Genomic DNA, 14,722 nt, shown 5'->3' with positions numbered 1-14,722 from the left:
CCGGTTGTAGTCGATAGGTTCTGTACAGGTCTGTTTTAACCCTACAACCGGAAATATAACAATGCCAAAATCCCTTTCAATTCGATCAAGTTTGTTGGTGTTATTGTCGCTGCTGACGTTCCTTCTGTTACTGACCGGAGGGATGGGGCTATATGCCTCTACTCGTATTATTACTTCATTGATTTACAACACTATTATGAGTGGGGCGATGTTGGCTGCTATCGCGCTGCTGGCCGTGATTTGGTTTATGCTGCGAAATAAGTTTCTCAAGCCGCTGGATAGCATAGTGGAGCAACTGGAACGCCTGGCGACGGGGGATTTGTCGCCGGTTTCGGCGCCGTCGGCCAGCGCCGAATTCAACCGCCTGAACGCTGCAATGGATGAAATGCGCCATGCGCTGGGCGACTCGGTACAACGCGTACGCGATGCCAGTTCGCAAATTGATATTGGTAGCCGTGAGCTGACGGCCGGAAATCAGCATCTGGCGCAACGCACTGAATCGACAGCCACGTCGCTGGAGCAGACCGCCGCCAGCATGGAAGAACTCACGGCGACCGTGAAACAAAATGCGCAGAACGCGGAACAAGCGCATCAGTTGGCAAAATCGGTGTCGGATACTGCCGATCGAGGTAGCGAGATGGTGTGCTATGTGATCGAGAAAATGCGCGATATTTCCGGCAGTTCCAGCCGAATTGCCGACATCCTTAGCGTAATCGATGGTATTGCTTTCCAGACCAACATCCTGGCGCTTAATGCCTCCGTTGAAGCGGCGCGTGCCGGTGAACAAGGGCGGGGCTTTGCGGTTGTCGCAGGTGAAGTTCGAAATCTGGCCAGCCGCAGCGCTGAAGCGGCCAAAGAGATCCGCACGTTAATCAGCGATTCGCACACGCACGTGGGTGAAGGCAGCGAGCTGGCGCAGCAGGCGGGTGAAACCATGGATGAGATTGCGACTGAGGTCATGCGTATGACCAAACTGATGCGTGAAATTGCCAGTGCGTCCCAGGAACAAAGTCGCGGCATTGAGCAGGTGAATATTGCGGTGATTCAGATGGATGAAACGGCGCAGCAAAATGCGGCGCTGGTACAGCAGTCGTCAGCGGCTACCCGCTTGCTGGAAGAGCAGTCACATGCGCTGCTTGAAGCAATGGCGGCGTTTAAGCTACAGACAGCGTAACCGCGCGTAGGCCGGATAAAGGCGTTTACGCCACCATCCGGCAATATCACCGCATTGTGCCGGATGGCTCTTCGCTTATCCGGCCTACACTGTGCTTGTAAGCCGGATGTTGCGCTTACGCGTCCGGGAACTCGCGGATAAAGCGTTCTACATCTTCAACCATATGGTCGTTACCCACGAAGAAGGAGCGGCGCTGGTGCAGGCTTTCCGGGATGATATCCAGAATACGATTTTTACCGTCGCTCGCCTTGCCGCCCGCTTGCTCGGCCAGCAGGGCCATTGGGTTGCATTCATACAGCAGACGCAGTTTCCCTTCCGGGTGGCTGGCGGTGCTTGGGTACAGGTAGATCCCGCCTTTCAGCAGATTGCGATGGAAGTCCGCAACCAGAGAGCCAATGTAGCGCGAGGTGTACGGTCGCTGGGTTGATTTATCTTCTTCCTGGCAGAATTTAATGTACTTCTTCACGCCGTTCGGGAATTTGATGTAGTTACCTTCGTTAATGGAGTACGTGCTGCCTTTCGCCGGGAAGCGCATACGTTCCTGGCTGAGGCAGAATACGCCCAGAGAAGGATCGTAGGTGAAGGCGTGCACGCCACAGCCGGTGGTGTACACCAGCATGGTGGAAGAACCATAAACCACGTAACCCGCAGCAACCTGCTTGTTGCCCGGTTGCAGGAAATCCTCTTCCGTGACCGGAGTACCGACGGGGGTTACGCGGCGGTAAATAGAGAAAATCGTACCGACAGAGACGTTAACATCGATGTTGGATGAGCCATCCAGCGGATCCATTAGCACAACGTATTTAGCGTGTTCACAGCCTTCAAAGACGACGATTTCATCTTCTTCTTCCGAGGCAATGCCCGCCACAATGTCGCGCGCCTTCAGTGCAGCTTTCAGTTTTTCGTTCGCGAACAGATCGAGTTTTTGCTGAACCTCTCCCTGCACGTTCTCAGCACCGCTGGCACCCAGGATATCGACCAGACCGGCCTTGTTGATATCGCGGTGGATGATCTTGGCGCCCAGCTTTATTGCCGACAACAAAGCAGTGAGTTCACCGGTAGCATGAGAAAACTCGTGCTGCTTTTCGACAATAAATTCACCTAACGTTTTCATAACCCTTTCCCTGCAATTTATGTGGAGTAAAGCGACCGCAACAATATTAACAAATATTTCCATTGTTGCGCTCAGGTGAATCGCGCCAGCAAACTACGGAATATCCTGAAATGCGTTTCTCAGTTGCCAGACATGTGCGTAAAATGGCTCCCAGATTAAAAAAGGATAGTGACGTATGCGCATTCATATTTTGGGAATTTGTGGCACTTTCATGGGCGGTCTGGCGATGCTGGCGCGCTCGCTCGGTCATGAAGTAACGGGTTCGGACGCCAATGTGTATCCGCCGATGAGTACTTTGCTTGAGAGGCAAGGCATTGATTTAATTCAGGGGTACGATGCCAGCCAGCTCGACCCGCAGCCGGACTTAGTGATCATCGGCAATGCCATGAGCCGTGGTAATCCGTGCGTGGAAGCGGTGCTGGAGAAGAACATTCCGTACATGTCCGGCCCACAGTGGCTGCATGACTTTGTGCTGCGCGATCGCTGGGTGCTGGCGGTAGCGGGGACGCACGGCAAAACCACCACGGCGGGAATGGCGACCTGGATCCTCGAAGCCTGCGGCTATAAGCCTGGCTTTGTGATCGGCGGCGTACCGGGTAACTTCGAGGTTTCTGCGCGTCTGGGCGAAAGCGACTTCTTCGTGATTGAAGCGGATGAGTACGACTGTGCGTTCTTCGACAAGCGTTCCAAATTCGTGCATTACTGTCCGCGTACCCTGATCCTCAACAACCTTGAGTTCGATCACGCGGACATCTTTGACGATCTGAAAGCGATCCAGAAACAGTTCCACCACCTGGTGCGTATCGTGCCGGGCCAGGGACGCATCATCTACCCGGAAAACGACATTAATCTGAAACAGACGATGGCGATGGGCTGCTGGAGCGAACAAGAGCTGGTGGGCGAACAAGGCCACTGGCAGGCGAAAAAGTTGACCACCGATGCCTCAGAGTGGGAAGTGTGGCTGGACGGTGAAAAAGTCGGTGAGGTGAAGTGGGGCCTGGTCGGCGAGCACAACATGCATAACGGTCTGATGGCGATTGCGGCCGCGCGCCATGTGGGCGTCGTGCCTGCGGATGCAGCCAATGCGCTCGGTTCATTCATTAACGCCCGTCGTCGTCTTGAGCTGCGTGGTGAAGCCAATGGCGTGACGGTGTATGACGATTTTGCCCATCATCCGACGGCCATTCTGGCGACGCTTGCGGCGTTGCGCGGAAAAGTGGGCGGTACGGCACGCATCATCGCGGTGCTGGAACCCCGCTCGAACACCATGAAAATGGGACTGTGTAAAGACGATCTCGCGCCATCATTAGGCCGCGCGGACGAAGTGTTCCTGCTGCAACCCCCGCATATTCCGTGGCAGGTAGCAGAAGTTGCTGAAGCCTGCGTTCAGCCGGCTCACTGGAGTGGTGATGTGGATGCGCTGGCTGATATGGTAGTGAAAACCGCGCAGCCAGGCGATCACATTCTGGTGATGAGCAACGGCGGATTTGGTGGTATTCATCAAAAACTGCTGGATGGTTTGGCGAAGAAAGCTCAGCAGGAGTAATTCACCTGGTTTTGCGCTGAGCGGGTTGCCCCTGGCCCTGTGGGGATAGGGGGACTTGTTTGAAATGGCCTACTTAATTTGGATACAGTCAGAAGTTTCTGTCTTTCCATCTCGGTGGTGTTAACCCACCGTTGTTTTTATGTGGCCTAAGACGGTTGTAATATCCGCTCAGATACTGCATCACATCTTTCTCTGCTCCGCTTCTGTTTCAGTAGCTGTAGTGGCCGAGTAATATTGGCCACAGTTTTACAGACAAAAAGGATGGTTAGAGACCAGGTGGCAAATCTACAACCCATAGCGATTTTTGAATGTAAAATGCCCGATGAGTTTCATCGGGCATTATCAGGCTGAAAAGTGTCAATTTCTACCAGGATTAGTAACCTAAATAGTTAAACACAATTGATTAGAAACCAAAACTCAAGCCAACCGCAACACCAGTATTGTGTTGGGTATCAAGAGAGGCCTTCGCAGAAAGAGTGGCATTCTTACCAACATTATAATACGCACCAGCAGCCATGGATTGTTCACCACCAAATGTAGCTGCGCCCATACCGAAGTTGAAATCATAGCCAAATTTTTGTGGAATTGCAGTCATCGCCATTGCGCCAGCAATACCTGCTTTTGCTTGTTTATCGTTATCATCAATTTTGTTATCCAGGTTATTTACTCGGCCATCAAGTTGGGAGAACTTGTTATCGGTATAATTGTTTGCCTGGGTGAGCGAATTATCGACATACGCTTTACCATCTGCGCGATTTTTGGCTGAAGTTGTATCGGTGTAAGCATAAGAAGTGCTGATTGCATCTGCTTTTGCGACATCAGTATAACTATTTGCCGTCGCAATCGCTTCGTTTTTAGCCGTTGCAGTGGTGGTGTCAGTATAGCTGTTGGCAGTGCTGATAGCGTCCTGCTTAGCGACATCAGTATAACTATTTGCCGTCGCAATTGCTTCGTTTTTAGCCGTTGCGGTGGTGGTATCAGTATAGCTGTTGGCGGTGTTGATAGCGTCCTGCTTAGCGGTATCAGTATAGCTGTTGGCGGTGTCGATAGCGTCCTGCTTAGCGGTATCAGTATAGCTGTTGGCGGTGTCGATAGCGTTCTGTGTAGCGGTATCAGTATATGATTTACTGTCAGCAGTGCTGTTTGCGATATCTTGAGATAAACCAGTTGCAACATCGTCTACGTGATTGCTCAAATCACTAATAGAACTGGTGTTAGCGGCGATATCTGCAGTGTTGGCCGTGGTACGGGTATCAAGGTCTGCGATGTCCGAGGCGTTATCGGCAATAGCGCTGGTGTTGGCTGCTATGTCTGTAGTGTTGGTTGCAATTGCCGCGGTGTTGTCTGTCGTACGGGTATCAAGGTCTGCGATGTCCGAGGCGTTATCAGCAATAGCGCTGGTATTGGCTGCTATGTCTGTAGTGTTGGCTGCAGTTGCCGCAGTGTTGGCTGCTACTTCCCCTTCCAGGGTTTGAGTGGCAGCTGTCACTGCATCATCAACATATTTCTCGGTTGCATTATCGTCAGGCCCAGCAAAAACAACACTCGGTAATAATGCGCATGAAATAACAATAGTAAGCGCGCTACGTTTAAAATTCATAAGTGATAATCTCCGTATATATTATTGTAAAATAACAAGGGCAATATTGATTTATTCCTAATGAGATGAGGTTGCTCTAATACTATAAATCCTTGTTATGTGTAATAAGGTTTCTGCATCTAACGTCACGCGGATTATAAAATTATCATTTGTTAGTTCAATTTTATTATTTATTATGGATGTGATTTTTTTGTTTTTTTTTGTATTTAAAAACAATGGGTAATATCTTTTTTTTAAGGATTTTCTTGTTGTTTTTTTGGGATTTATGCCCGAAAACTGGATGTGGATATATAAAATAAAGATAATTATTGTTTTGATGAATTTATTTCTTGTGTGAATTTTTTATGTGTCACATATTAGTGGTGTATTTATTGTTGGCTGTATAATAAGTTGGTTTGAATATGAATGTTATATGTATATATTTGTCTTGATATATACAATTAGAGGGGGAAGTATGTGAGGTGACTTGATCTATATTAAAGGCTCTGGTATAAAGTTGGACTGCACCCCAATAGTTGGACGCTCCAGTTCTTTATGGCAAATCCAAAATATTCCCTCGGAACCAGATAGTCTGTAGTCAGACGCTACCTCTCCGGTATTGATGGTGTTACCTAAAAAACAACAATTATTCTCCTGAATTTCGGAAAGCTGTTGACTGAGCTTCACTCTGTGAAGAACTTACGATGCGCGAATCAGCGGCACGATTTCACATCTCAAATGAAAGTGTTGTCCCGTACTGGGTTAATGTGTACAAATTCTAAGACCAGAAAGGACTTCTGAGTATAAAACGCGGCTGGGGCAAACCAATGTCAAAACAATCAATAAAATCCCCACTTACCGATGCGGGACTGGAAAAGCTCTATCCCGAAGAATTACGGGCTGAACTCCGTTATTTGCAATATCCATTACTACACCTACGAGCGGATGAGTTTTAAAATACAAGGCCTGAGCCCGGTAGAATACCGAACTCAGGCCCTGAAAGCCGCTGTCCCATTTTATGAGTGCAGAGTATAACCCTGAGCCTTTTGTTAGGCTTCGTTTTCCGCCAGTTCACGCAGATACTGGAAGATCTGACGTGCTGATTTCGGCGGCTTGTTGCCTTCTTTCTCTTTCTTCGCGTTACGAACCAGAGAGCGAAGCTGCTGGCGATCGGCGGTTGGCCACAGGTTCAGCACCTCTTCTACAGCATCATCACCTTCGACGATCAGGCGATCGCGCAGTTGCTCAAGTTTGTGAAACAGTACAACCTGTTGGTTGTGACGGTTTTTCAGCTTGTCCAGCGCCTGACGGATAGGATCAACATCGCGCTGGCGCAACATTTTGCCAATCAGCTGCAGCTGACGGCGGCGACCTTCCATCTTAATCCGCTGGGCCAGCTCAATCGCGGCACGTAAATCCGCATCGAGCGGGATTTTATCCAGCGCGTTTTTCCCCAGTTCGACCAGTTCCACACCCAGGCGTTTTAACTCCTCGGCGTCACGTTTAATTTCACTTTTACTGACCCAGATAATTTCATCGTCTTCGTCTTCGATGTCATCACCGGGAACGTCGTCGAGCCAGTCTTCGGGCTGCTTAGTCATGTCAGGCTCCTTAAAAAAAGAGGCTAATGTTACCAGTTAAGATGCGCACTGAAAAACGGTTCTCTGTTAGACTTCAGAGAAACTCTCTCTACATTATGGCATTTGCGATGAAAGTAATCTCACAAGTTGAAGCGCAGCGTAAGATTCTGGAAGAAGCAGTCTCGACGGCACTGGAATTAGCGTCAGGTAAGTCGGATGGCGCGGAAGTCGCTGTGAGCAAGACCACGGGTATTAGCGTCAGCACCCGTTATGGTGAAGTGGAGAACGTCGAATTCAATAGCGATGGCGCGTTGGGGATTACGGTTTACCACCAGAACCGTAAGGGCAGCGCATCGTCCACCGATTTAAGTCCGCAGGCGATTGCCCGTACCGTGCAGGCCGCGCTGGATATCGCCCGTTACACTTCACCGGATCCGTGCGCAGGCGTGGCGGATAAAGACCTGCTGGCCTTTGATGCGCCCGATCTGGATCTGTTCCACCCAGCTGAAGTCTCCCCTGACGAAGCTATCGAACTGGCGGCGCGCGCTGAACAGGCAGCGTTGCAGGCGGACAAACGCATCACCAATACCGAAGGCGGCAGCTTTAACAGCCACTATGGCATCAAAGTGTTTGGTAACAGCCACGGCATGCTGCAGGGCTACTGCTCCACACGACATTCCCTTTCCAGCTGCGTGATCGCGGAAGAAAATGGCGATATGGAACGCGATTACGCTTACACCATTGGCCGTGCGATGGGTGATCTGCAAACGCCGGAATGGGTGGGGGCCGACTGTGCGCGCCGCACGTTATCGCGCCTGTCGCCGCGTAAGCTCTCCACCATGAAAGCACCGGTGATTTTTGCCAACGAAGTGGCGACCGGACTCTTCGGACACCTGGTCGGCGCGATTGCCGGTGGTTCGGTGTACCGCAAATCGACCTTCCTGCTGGATTCGCTGGGCAAACAAATTCTGCCGGAATGGCTGACCATTGAAGAGCATCCGCACCTGCTGAAGGGACTGGCGTCGTCGCCATTCGACAGTGAAGGGGTACGGACTGAGCGCCGCGACATCATTAAAGACGGCGTGCTGACTCAATGGCTGTTAACCAACTATTCCGCACGTAAGCTGGGGCTGAAGAGCACCGGGCATGCGGGCGGGATCCACAACTGGCGAATTCCGGGACAGGGTCTAAGCTTCGAGCAGTTGCTCAAAGAGATGGGCACAGGCCTGGTGGTGACTGAGCTGATGGGGCAGGGCGTGAGCGGTATTACCGGAGATTACTCGCGCGGCGCGGCGGGCTTCTGGGTTGAAAATGGCGAAATTCAGTACCCGGTGAGCGAAATTACCATCGCCGGTAACTTAAAAGATATGTGGCGAAATATCGTCACCGTCGGTAATGATATTGAAACCCGCAGCAATATACAGTGTGGTTCGGTACTGTTGCCGGAGATGAAGATCGCCGGGCAGTAATACTCGTTAAGGCGTTAATTTTTAATAATAAAAAAGGAAGTGAGCAATGCGTAAACACCTGTTAGCGATCGTCGCGGCTTCAACGCTGGTTCTTGGTTCTTCTGCGTTTGCAGCCGATCTTGAAGACGACATGGGGATCCTCAACGACAACCTGAAGATCGTTGAAAAAACGGATAACGCGACCGAGCTAAAAGATGCGTTAACCAAAATGCGTACAGCTGCGCTGGATGCACAAAAGGGAACGCCACCGAAGCTGGAAAGCAAATCCCCTGATAGCCCGGAGATGAAAGATTTTCGTCACGGTTTTGACACGCTGATCGGTCAGATTGATGGCGCGCTTAAGCTGGCGAATGAAGGTAAAGTCTCAGAGGCGAAAGCCGCAGCGGAAGAGCTGAAAACAACCCGCAACGCTTACCACAAGAAGTACCGCTAATGTGTTGTATCCGGCCTGTGTAGTCCGCAGGTCGGATAAACCGTCATCGCGTCGCTATCCGGCAACACCATTCCCCATAAGTAAACGCTATATCCATCACATTTTTTCATTTTTATCACCCACGCATTGTTCGTTCTGCCCTCCACTTTCCTTGTTCCTCATGCGATCTCAATCACATTATTCCAGCGATAAATCGTGAACCCGACCCGTTTTGCGGCACAGATCACTGTCGCTGCGTCCCTTTCCACTTCGAAGTGGAAAACAACTCGCTACAAACTTTTAACCTCCACCGCTACTTTACCCTCAGAGCCATTAGTGGGGTAAGACGAGTGAATAACGGAGCTGTAATGAATGACATGGGGGAATCGGTGGAACTGGCCGACCGCATGCTGGCGCAGGTGTATGCCTTGCTGCGTGAACGCCACATTATTCCCAACGCAGTACAAGAACAGATGCTGACGTCGCATGTTCGCGCCATGGCGCACCGCTCGGTAACGGGTGAACCCTTACCTGAAGTCGATGCCAGCTTGTTTGATGAAATTTCTGCCGAATCAATGGCGCTTGCCCGCGACGTCGTCGCCGAGTTTGGCAATCTTCCTGAGGAAGAGGCCTGGCTGCTGTCGGTGCACTTCGAAGTCGCGAAAGACAACCTTTAAGGAGCAAAAGATGGAACAGATTACCGTAGTGATTGGCGATCGTCTGGGTAAAGGCCAGAAAGTGGCGGCAGGCGTTGAGAAAGCGGGTGGCCGTGCGGTTGTGGTACCGGGCGTTGCCGCTGATATGAAGCTGGGTGATGTGATGAAAGCGGAAAACGCCACCTTTGGTATCTCGTTTTGCGGCAGCGGCGGGGCGGGGGCGATTACCGCGCAGACCAAATACGGCTACAAGGCGAAATACGGCATGCGCTCGGTTGATGAAGGCGTAACGGCCATCAACGAAGGTTGCAACGTGCTGGGGTTCGGCTTTATGGACAAAGAAGAGCTCGGCGAGCGCCTGGTACAGGCGTGGCAAAAGAAACACGGCGCTTAAGTATGAAAGAGCAATTCACCACCACGGTGAGAGTCACTGGCAAGGGCGAGGCTAAAGCGCGCGCCTTTGCCGATGCCCTGAACCACGTTCAGGCTGCGGTGATGAAAGCATCGTCGCATATCTTACTGCGTATTGAGCCACAGGATGTGCAGGTTGTTCAAGCACGTGAAACGGTGCGCAAAGAGGCGTTTTTATTCCTCTTTTTGCGCCGGGAAAGACGCACCTTCAGCGTGGAGCTGGATGTGACCGTCAACGTGACTGCCATCAATCTCGACAAGGTGGATTTCGTTACGCAACGCTGATTCTTTATTAAAAGGCATAAATATGTTCCTGATAATATTAATAAAATCGCTCATCATTGGTGGCCTGGTTGGCGTCGGTGTCGGCGCTGGGGCTGCACGCATGTTTCATGCGCCTACCACTCAAGGGATGGGCGCGTTTCGTACTCTGGGAGAACTGAATTCCTGCGAAGGGGATCCGGCTTCTCACTTCTCGTTCGGCCTGGGCTTCTTCTTTAACGCCTGGGCTTCTTCCGTTGCGGCGGGGGCGTTCACGCAGGATGTCGACCATCGCATCATCCCCAACTGGGGCGCCGCCGCGCTGATGGTTAAAAACCGCAACGTCGGTGAAACGTTGCACGATCCCAAGCGCATGGCGATTGCCTGTGGTGTTATCGGGATGATTGTCGTGACCTTCCTTAACCTCACCGCATCATCCGTACCGGAAGCGCTGCAAGTTACCGCCGTTAAGGTGCTGGTTCCTGCAGCCAACCTGCTGGTCAACACGGTAATGCCGGTGATCTTCTGGCTGGCGGCGATCGATGCCGGTAAGAAATCAGGCTTCTGGGCCACCGTCTTTGGCGGCGCGGCGCAACTGATTATGGGTAACGCTGTCCCGGGTCTGGTCCTTGGTATTCTGATCGGTAAAGGCGTGGAAGAGAGCGGCTGGAACCACGTTACCAAAGTCATGATGGTGGCTATCGTCGCGCTGTTTGTCCTGAGCGGCTTCTTCCGCGGCTTCGACATGAAGATGATCGAATCCTTCCATCTGACCGTGCCGAACTGGTTGGAACTGATCCACAACTCACTCAGCGGCAAATAACGGAGGCCATCATGGAACAAAATAAAGGTTTTTGGTTTGCCGACTGGTCGTTCCCGATCTTCGTTGGCCTGCTCTCTTCCGGCGTTTTTGCCGGAACGCACATGTACTACCTGTACGGTATCGGCGCATTTAACGAAGTGGCTTTTGTGGCGATGCTAAAGGCGGGAATGGACACCGGCTCTTACGGGGCGGTGGCGGCATTTGGCGCAAGCTTCCTGTTTGCCCGCATTATTGAAGGTTCGCTGGTGGGGATTCTGGATATCGGCGGCGCGATTCAGACCGGAGTCGGATTAGGTGTTCCGGCGCTGCTGCTGGGTGCGGGCATTATCTTCCCGGTTGCCAACTTCGCCGCCTCTTTGGTCACCGGCCTGGTGATTGGCCTGGCGATTGGCTACATCATCATTCTGGCGCGTAAGTTCACCATCAATCAGAGCGATTCAACCTACGGGGCGGACGTCATGATGGGGGCCGGTAACGCCTCTGGCCGCTTCCTCGGGCCATTGATTATCCTCAGCGCGATGACGGCTTCTATCCCTATCGGCATCGGTTCACTGGCGGGCGCGCTGCTGTTTTACCTGTGGCAAAAACCGATCACCGGCGGGGCGATCCTCGGCGCGATGATCCTCGGTTCCATCTTCCCGATTGCCATTAGCTAACTGTTGATTTGTAGGCCGGATAAGGCTGTTACGCCGCCATCCGGCAAAGGAGAGAGCGATGTTTGATTTACTCCTGCGCGGTGCGCGCCTCGTTGACGATACGGTGAGCGATATTGCGCTGAAAGACGGCAAAATTGCGGCATTAGGCAACGTTGATGGTTCAGCGCTGAAAACTATTGAGCTCGGCGGCGAGTGCTACGTCAGTGCAGGCTGGATTGATTCCCACGTTCACTGTTATCCCAAATCCCCGATTTATCACGACCAACCGGACAGCGTCGGTATTGCGACCGGCGTTACCACCGTCGTGGATGCGGGCAGTACCGGGGCGGATGATATCGACGATTTTTACACCCTGACCCGGGAAGCGGCGACGGAAGTGTATGCGCTGCTGAATATCTCCCGCGTTGGGCTTATCGCCCAAAATGAGCTGGCTAACATGGCCAACATTGACGCTGATGCGGTGCGGCAGGCGGTGAAACGCCACCCTGATTTTATCGTCGGCCTGAAGGCGCGCATGAGCAGTAGCGTGGTAGGTGTTAACGGCATCACCCCGCTGGATCGTGCCAAAGAGATGCAAAAAGAGAACGGCGACCTGCCGCTGATGGTGCACATTGGCAACAACCCGCCGAATCTCGATGAGATCGCCGAACGCCTGAGTGCGGGCGACATTATTACCCACTGCTACAACGGTAAGCCGAACCGTATTCTGACGCCGCAAGGCGAGCTGCGCACATCTGTCACGCGGGCGCTGCAACGCGGCGTGCGTTTGGACGTTGGTCACGGTACTGCCAGCCTGAGCTTTGCGGTAGCAAAACGCGCTATCGGTCTTGGCATTTTGCCGCACACCATCAGCTCCGATATTTATTGCCGCAACCGTATCAGCGGTCCGGTGTTCTCCCTGGCGAATGTGATGTCGAAATTTCTCGCCATGGGGATGTCGCTCCCACAGGTCATTGAGTGCGTGACCGCTAATGCCGCTGACGGCCTGCGTCTGAAACAGAAAGGGCGATTGCAGCCTGGTCTGGATGCCGATTTGACCCTCTTTACGCTTAAGCGCCAGCCAACCGTGCTGGTAGATGCTGAAAACGACAGCCTGCAGGCTGAACAACTGCTGGTGCCGCTTGCCGCAATACGTGCGGGCAAGGGCTATATGACCGAACAAGGGAGCGCGGAACATGCCTTCGATTTTTGAGAAATACAATTTAAAACAGGTAATTAACACATCAGGCCGCATGACGGCGCTAGGCGTTTCCACGCCGCGACCAGAAGTGGTTGAGGTCGCGATGGCGGGGATGAATCAGTACTTTGAAATGAAAGATCTGGTCAATAAAACCGGCGACTACATCGCGAAATTGCTGGACGTGGAAGGGGCTACCGTCGTCTCCTGCGCGTCGGCGGGAATCGCCCAGTCGGTGGCGGCAGTGCTGGTGAAAGACAGCGACTGGCTGCTGGAGAACCTCCACGTTACGCCCATTGAGAATAACGAAATCGTGCTGCCCAGAGGCCACAACGTCAACTTTGGCGCACCGGTTGGCACCATGGTGGCGCTCGGTGGCGGCAAGCTGGTGGAAGCGGGCTATGCCAACGAATGTTCCGCGGCACAGTTGGCGGCGGCCATTACACCGCGTACGGCGGCGATTCTGTATATCAAATCTCACCACTGCGTACAGAAAAGCATGCTCAGCGTGGAGCAGGCCGCGGTGGTGGCGCGCACGCATAACTTGCCGCTGATTGTGGACGCTGCGGCGGAAGAAGATTTGCAGTGCTACTACCGCCTTGGTGCGGACCTGGTTATTTACAGCGGCGCAAAGGCGATTGAAGGGCCAACCAGTGGACTGGTGATTGGCAAAACCCAGTACGTTGAGTGGGTGAAACGCCAGACGGCGGGGATCGGCCGGGCGATGAAGGTGGGCAAAGAGGGGATTCTTGGCCTGACCTGCGCTATCGAACTGTATCTGAACGCCCAGAAAGAGAGCGGCGCGGAGATGGTCGAGAAAATGACGCCGTTCATTAATGCGTTGAACCAGCTGCACGGCGTGAGCGCCCGCGTGGTGTGGGACAGCGCAGGGCGCGACATCGCCCGTACGGAAATTAAGTTTGACGAAGCGGTAACCGGGATCGCCACGGGCGAACTGGTTGAAGCCCTGAAACACGGCGAGTACGCGATTTACTTCCGTGGGTACAAAGCCAACGAAGGCATTATCGAAGCCGATGTGCGCAGCGTGGATCGCGCGCAGCTGGAAATTGTGGCCCGTCGAATTGGTGAAGTGATTTCGCAGGAGAAAAACGCATGAAACTGACCCCTAACTTTTATCGCGACCGCGTCTGCCTGAACGTGCTGGCTGGCTCCAAAGAAAATGCGCGGGATATTTACGCGGCGGCGGAAGGACACGTGCTGGTCGGCGTGTTGTCAAAAAATTACCCGGATGTCGCAAGCGCGGTCGCGGATATGCGTGAATACGCGGCGCTTATCGACAATGCGCTCTCCGTGGGGTTGGGGGCGGGCGATCCAAACCAGTCGGCGATGGTCAGTGAAATTTCCCGTCAGGTACAACCGCAGCATGTTAATCAGGTCTTTACCGGTGTGGCGACCAGTCGCGCGCTGTTGGGCCAGCAGGAGACGGTGGTCAACGGTCTGGTCTCGCCAACCGGCACGCCGGGCAGGGTGAAAATCTCCACCGGGCCTTTGAGCAGCCAGACGCCGGACGGCATTGTGCCGGTAGAAACCGCGATTGCGCTGCTCAAAGATATGGGCGGTAGCTCGATTAAATACTTCCCGATGGGCGGCCTGAAATGCCGTGACGAGTACATCGCCGTCGCGCAGGCCTGTGCCCGGCATGACTTCTGGTTGGAGCCTACCGGGGGTATCGATCTGGATAATTTCACTGAAATCCTGCAGATCGCCCTGGATGCCGGAGTGCGCAAAATCATTCCTCACATCTATAGTTCGATTATTGATAAGGTGAGTGGTAACACCCGCCCGGACGACGTGCGCCAGCTGATGGCGATGACCCGGGCCTGCGTAGGCTAACTGACAGATG

At 52.9% G+C, this 14,722-nt stretch carries 15 protein-coding genes and 1 pseudogene; 13 read left to right on the top strand and 3 right to left on the bottom strand.

Going from position 1 to position 14,722, the window contains the following annotated elements:
- The first annotated feature begins 61 nt into the window (after nucleotides 1-61).
- On the top strand, nucleotides 62-1,174 hold the full coding sequence (locus IB196_RS19680; protein WP_082031753.1) for a methyl-accepting chemotaxis protein: 1,113 nt from the start codon (nucleotides 62-64) through the stop codon (nucleotides 1,172-1,174).
- A 115-nt stretch (nucleotides 1,175-1,289) separates the two neighbouring features.
- Here the strand turns inward: IB196_RS19680 and fbp are convergent, their stop codons facing one another.
- Entirely contained in the window at nucleotides 1,290-2,288 is a 999-nt protein-coding gene (gene fbp / locus IB196_RS19675; protein ID WP_003025742.1) for a class 1 fructose-bisphosphatase, read from the bottom strand.
- A gap of 175 nt (nucleotides 2,289-2,463) precedes the next feature.
- Between fbp and mpl the strand changes: the two genes are divergently transcribed.
- Nucleotides 2,464-3,834: a UDP-N-acetylmuramate:L-alanyl-gamma-D-glutamyl-meso-diaminopimelate ligase gene (gene mpl / locus IB196_RS19670; protein WP_149691087.1), complete on the top strand. Its 1,371-nt coding sequence runs from the start codon at nucleotides 2,464-2,466 to the stop codon at nucleotides 3,832-3,834.
- A 403-nt stretch (nucleotides 3,835-4,237) separates the two neighbouring features.
- Here the strand turns inward: mpl and IB196_RS19665 are convergent, their stop codons facing one another.
- On the bottom strand, nucleotides 4,238-5,434 hold the full coding sequence (locus IB196_RS19665) for a YadA-like family protein (RefSeq protein ID WP_348936027.1): 1,197 nt from the start codon (nucleotides 5,432-5,434) through the stop codon (nucleotides 4,238-4,240).
- A 900-nt stretch (nucleotides 5,435-6,334) separates the two neighbouring features.
- Here IB196_RS19665 and IB196_RS19660 point away from each other — a divergent pair.
- A pseudogene (locus IB196_RS19660) lies at nucleotides 6,335-6,448 on the top strand (IS3 family transposase); the annotation flags it as partial.
- Between the two features lie 14 nt (nucleotides 6,449-6,462).
- Here IB196_RS19660 and yjgA read toward each other — a convergent pair.
- On the bottom strand, nucleotides 6,463-7,014 hold the full coding sequence (gene yjgA, locus IB196_RS19655; RefSeq protein WP_137378430.1) for a ribosome biogenesis factor YjgA: 552 nt from the start codon (nucleotides 7,012-7,014) through the stop codon (nucleotides 6,463-6,465).
- 95 nt (nucleotides 7,015-7,109) lie between these two features.
- On the opposite strand from yjgA, the gene pmbA reads away from it, so the two are divergent.
- The 10 genes from pmbA to IB196_RS19605 all read left to right on the top strand — a co-directional run bounded on the left by pmbA (nucleotide 7,110) and on the right by IB196_RS19605 (nucleotide 14,712).
- Nucleotides 7,110-8,462: a metalloprotease PmbA gene (gene pmbA, locus IB196_RS19650; protein ID WP_040230369.1), complete on the top strand. Its 1,353-nt coding sequence runs from the start codon at nucleotides 7,110-7,112 to the stop codon at nucleotides 8,460-8,462.
- Nucleotides 8,463-8,508: 46 nt separating this feature from the next.
- Nucleotides 8,509-8,895 (top strand): cytochrome b562, encoded by a 387-nt coding sequence (gene cybC, locus IB196_RS19645; RefSeq protein ID WP_005134218.1) that lies wholly within the window; start codon nucleotides 8,509-8,511, stop codon nucleotides 8,893-8,895.
- Between the two features lie 347 nt (nucleotides 8,896-9,242).
- On the top strand, nucleotides 9,243-9,551 hold the full coding sequence (locus tag IB196_RS19640; protein ID WP_016151467.1) for a PRD domain-containing protein: 309 nt from the start codon (nucleotides 9,243-9,245) through the stop codon (nucleotides 9,549-9,551).
- Between the two features lie 10 nt (nucleotides 9,552-9,561).
- Nucleotides 9,562-9,924 (top strand): SFCGS family glycine-rich protein, encoded by a 363-nt coding sequence (locus IB196_RS19635; protein ID WP_003830384.1) that lies wholly within the window; start codon nucleotides 9,562-9,564, stop codon nucleotides 9,922-9,924.
- A 2-nt stretch (nucleotides 9,925-9,926) separates the two neighbouring features.
- On the top strand, nucleotides 9,927-10,226 hold the full coding sequence (locus tag IB196_RS19630; protein ID WP_005134212.1) for a DUF4312 family protein: 300 nt from the start codon (nucleotides 9,927-9,929) through the stop codon (nucleotides 10,224-10,226).
- 22 nt (nucleotides 10,227-10,248) lie between these two features.
- Nucleotides 10,249-11,025 carry a DUF4311 domain-containing protein gene (locus IB196_RS19625; RefSeq protein WP_005134210.1) on the top strand — a complete coding sequence of 259 codons (777 nt, stop codon included), beginning with the start codon at nucleotides 10,249-10,251 and terminating at the stop codon, nucleotides 11,023-11,025.
- Nucleotides 11,026-11,036: 11 nt separating this feature from the next.
- The gene (locus IB196_RS19620) at nucleotides 11,037-11,681 is read left to right on the top strand and encodes a DUF4310 family protein (protein WP_003830379.1); all 645 of its coding nucleotides are present in this window, start codon (nucleotides 11,037-11,039) and stop codon (nucleotides 11,679-11,681) included.
- A 58-nt stretch (nucleotides 11,682-11,739) separates the two neighbouring features.
- Nucleotides 11,740-12,873, top strand: coding sequence for an amidohydrolase/deacetylase family metallohydrolase (locus IB196_RS19615; protein ID WP_040230362.1), 1,134 nt, complete (start codon nucleotides 11,740-11,742; stop codon nucleotides 12,871-12,873).
- Complete coding sequence (locus tag IB196_RS19610) at nucleotides 12,857-13,975, top strand: DgaE family pyridoxal phosphate-dependent ammonia lyase (RefSeq protein ID WP_005134202.1); 1,119 nt, start codon at nucleotides 12,857-12,859, stop codon at nucleotides 13,973-13,975. The genes IB196_RS19615 and IB196_RS19610 overlap by 17 nt, the downstream gene beginning before the upstream one ends.
- Nucleotides 13,972-14,712: a KDGP aldolase family protein gene (locus IB196_RS19605; RefSeq protein ID WP_005134201.1), complete on the top strand. Its 741-nt coding sequence runs from the start codon at nucleotides 13,972-13,974 to the stop codon at nucleotides 14,710-14,712. Before IB196_RS19610 ends, IB196_RS19605 begins: the two co-directional genes overlap by 4 nt.
- The last annotated feature ends 10 nt before the right edge of the window (nucleotides 14,713-14,722 follow it).

The sequence above is a fragment of the Citrobacter sp. C6_1 genome (genome assembly GCF_014596835.2).
In the GTDB taxonomy this organism is placed as follows: domain Bacteria; phylum Pseudomonadota; class Gammaproteobacteria; order Enterobacterales; family Enterobacteriaceae; genus Citrobacter; species Citrobacter pasteurii.
This window is presented reverse-complemented; position numbering and strand designations above follow the sequence as displayed.

Coding starts and splice junctions, on each gene's coding strand:
- IB196_RS19625 (WP_005134210.1), top strand. CDS start 10,249: ATGTTCCTGATAATATTAATAAAATCGCTCATCATTGGTGGCCTGGTT.
- IB196_RS19640 (WP_016151467.1), top strand. CDS start 9,243: ATGAATGACATGGGGGAATCGGTGGAACTGGCCGACCGCATGCTGGCG.
- IB196_RS19610 (WP_005134202.1), top strand. CDS start 12,857: ATGCCTTCGATTTTTGAGAAATACAATTTAAAACAGGTAATTAACACA.
- IB196_RS19665 (WP_348936027.1), bottom strand. CDS start 5,434: ATGAATTTTAAACGTAGCGCGCTTACTATTGTTATTTCATGCGCATTA.
- IB196_RS19620 (WP_003830379.1), top strand. CDS start 11,037: ATGGAACAAAATAAAGGTTTTTGGTTTGCCGACTGGTCGTTCCCGATC.
- IB196_RS19680 (WP_082031753.1), top strand. CDS start 62: ATGCCAAAATCCCTTTCAATTCGATCAAGTTTGTTGGTGTTATTGTCG.
- yjgA (WP_137378430.1), bottom strand. CDS start 7,014: ATGACTAAGCAGCCCGAAGACTGGCTCGACGACGTTCCCGGTGATGAC.
- mpl (WP_149691087.1), top strand. CDS start 2,464: ATGCGCATTCATATTTTGGGAATTTGTGGCACTTTCATGGGCGGTCTG.
- IB196_RS19635 (WP_003830384.1), top strand. CDS start 9,562: ATGGAACAGATTACCGTAGTGATTGGCGATCGTCTGGGTAAAGGCCAG.
- fbp (WP_003025742.1), bottom strand. CDS start 2,288: ATGAAAACGTTAGGTGAATTTATTGTCGAAAAGCAGCACGAGTTTTCT.
- IB196_RS19605 (WP_005134201.1), top strand. CDS start 13,972: ATGAAACTGACCCCTAACTTTTATCGCGACCGCGTCTGCCTGAACGTG.
- IB196_RS19630 (WP_005134212.1), top strand. CDS start 9,927: ATGAAAGAGCAATTCACCACCACGGTGAGAGTCACTGGCAAGGGCGAG.
- IB196_RS19615 (WP_040230362.1), top strand. CDS start 11,740: ATGTTTGATTTACTCCTGCGCGGTGCGCGCCTCGTTGACGATACGGTG.
- cybC (WP_005134218.1), top strand. CDS start 8,509: ATGCGTAAACACCTGTTAGCGATCGTCGCGGCTTCAACGCTGGTTCTT.
- pmbA (WP_040230369.1), top strand. CDS start 7,110: ATGGCATTTGCGATGAAAGTAATCTCACAAGTTGAAGCGCAGCGTAAG.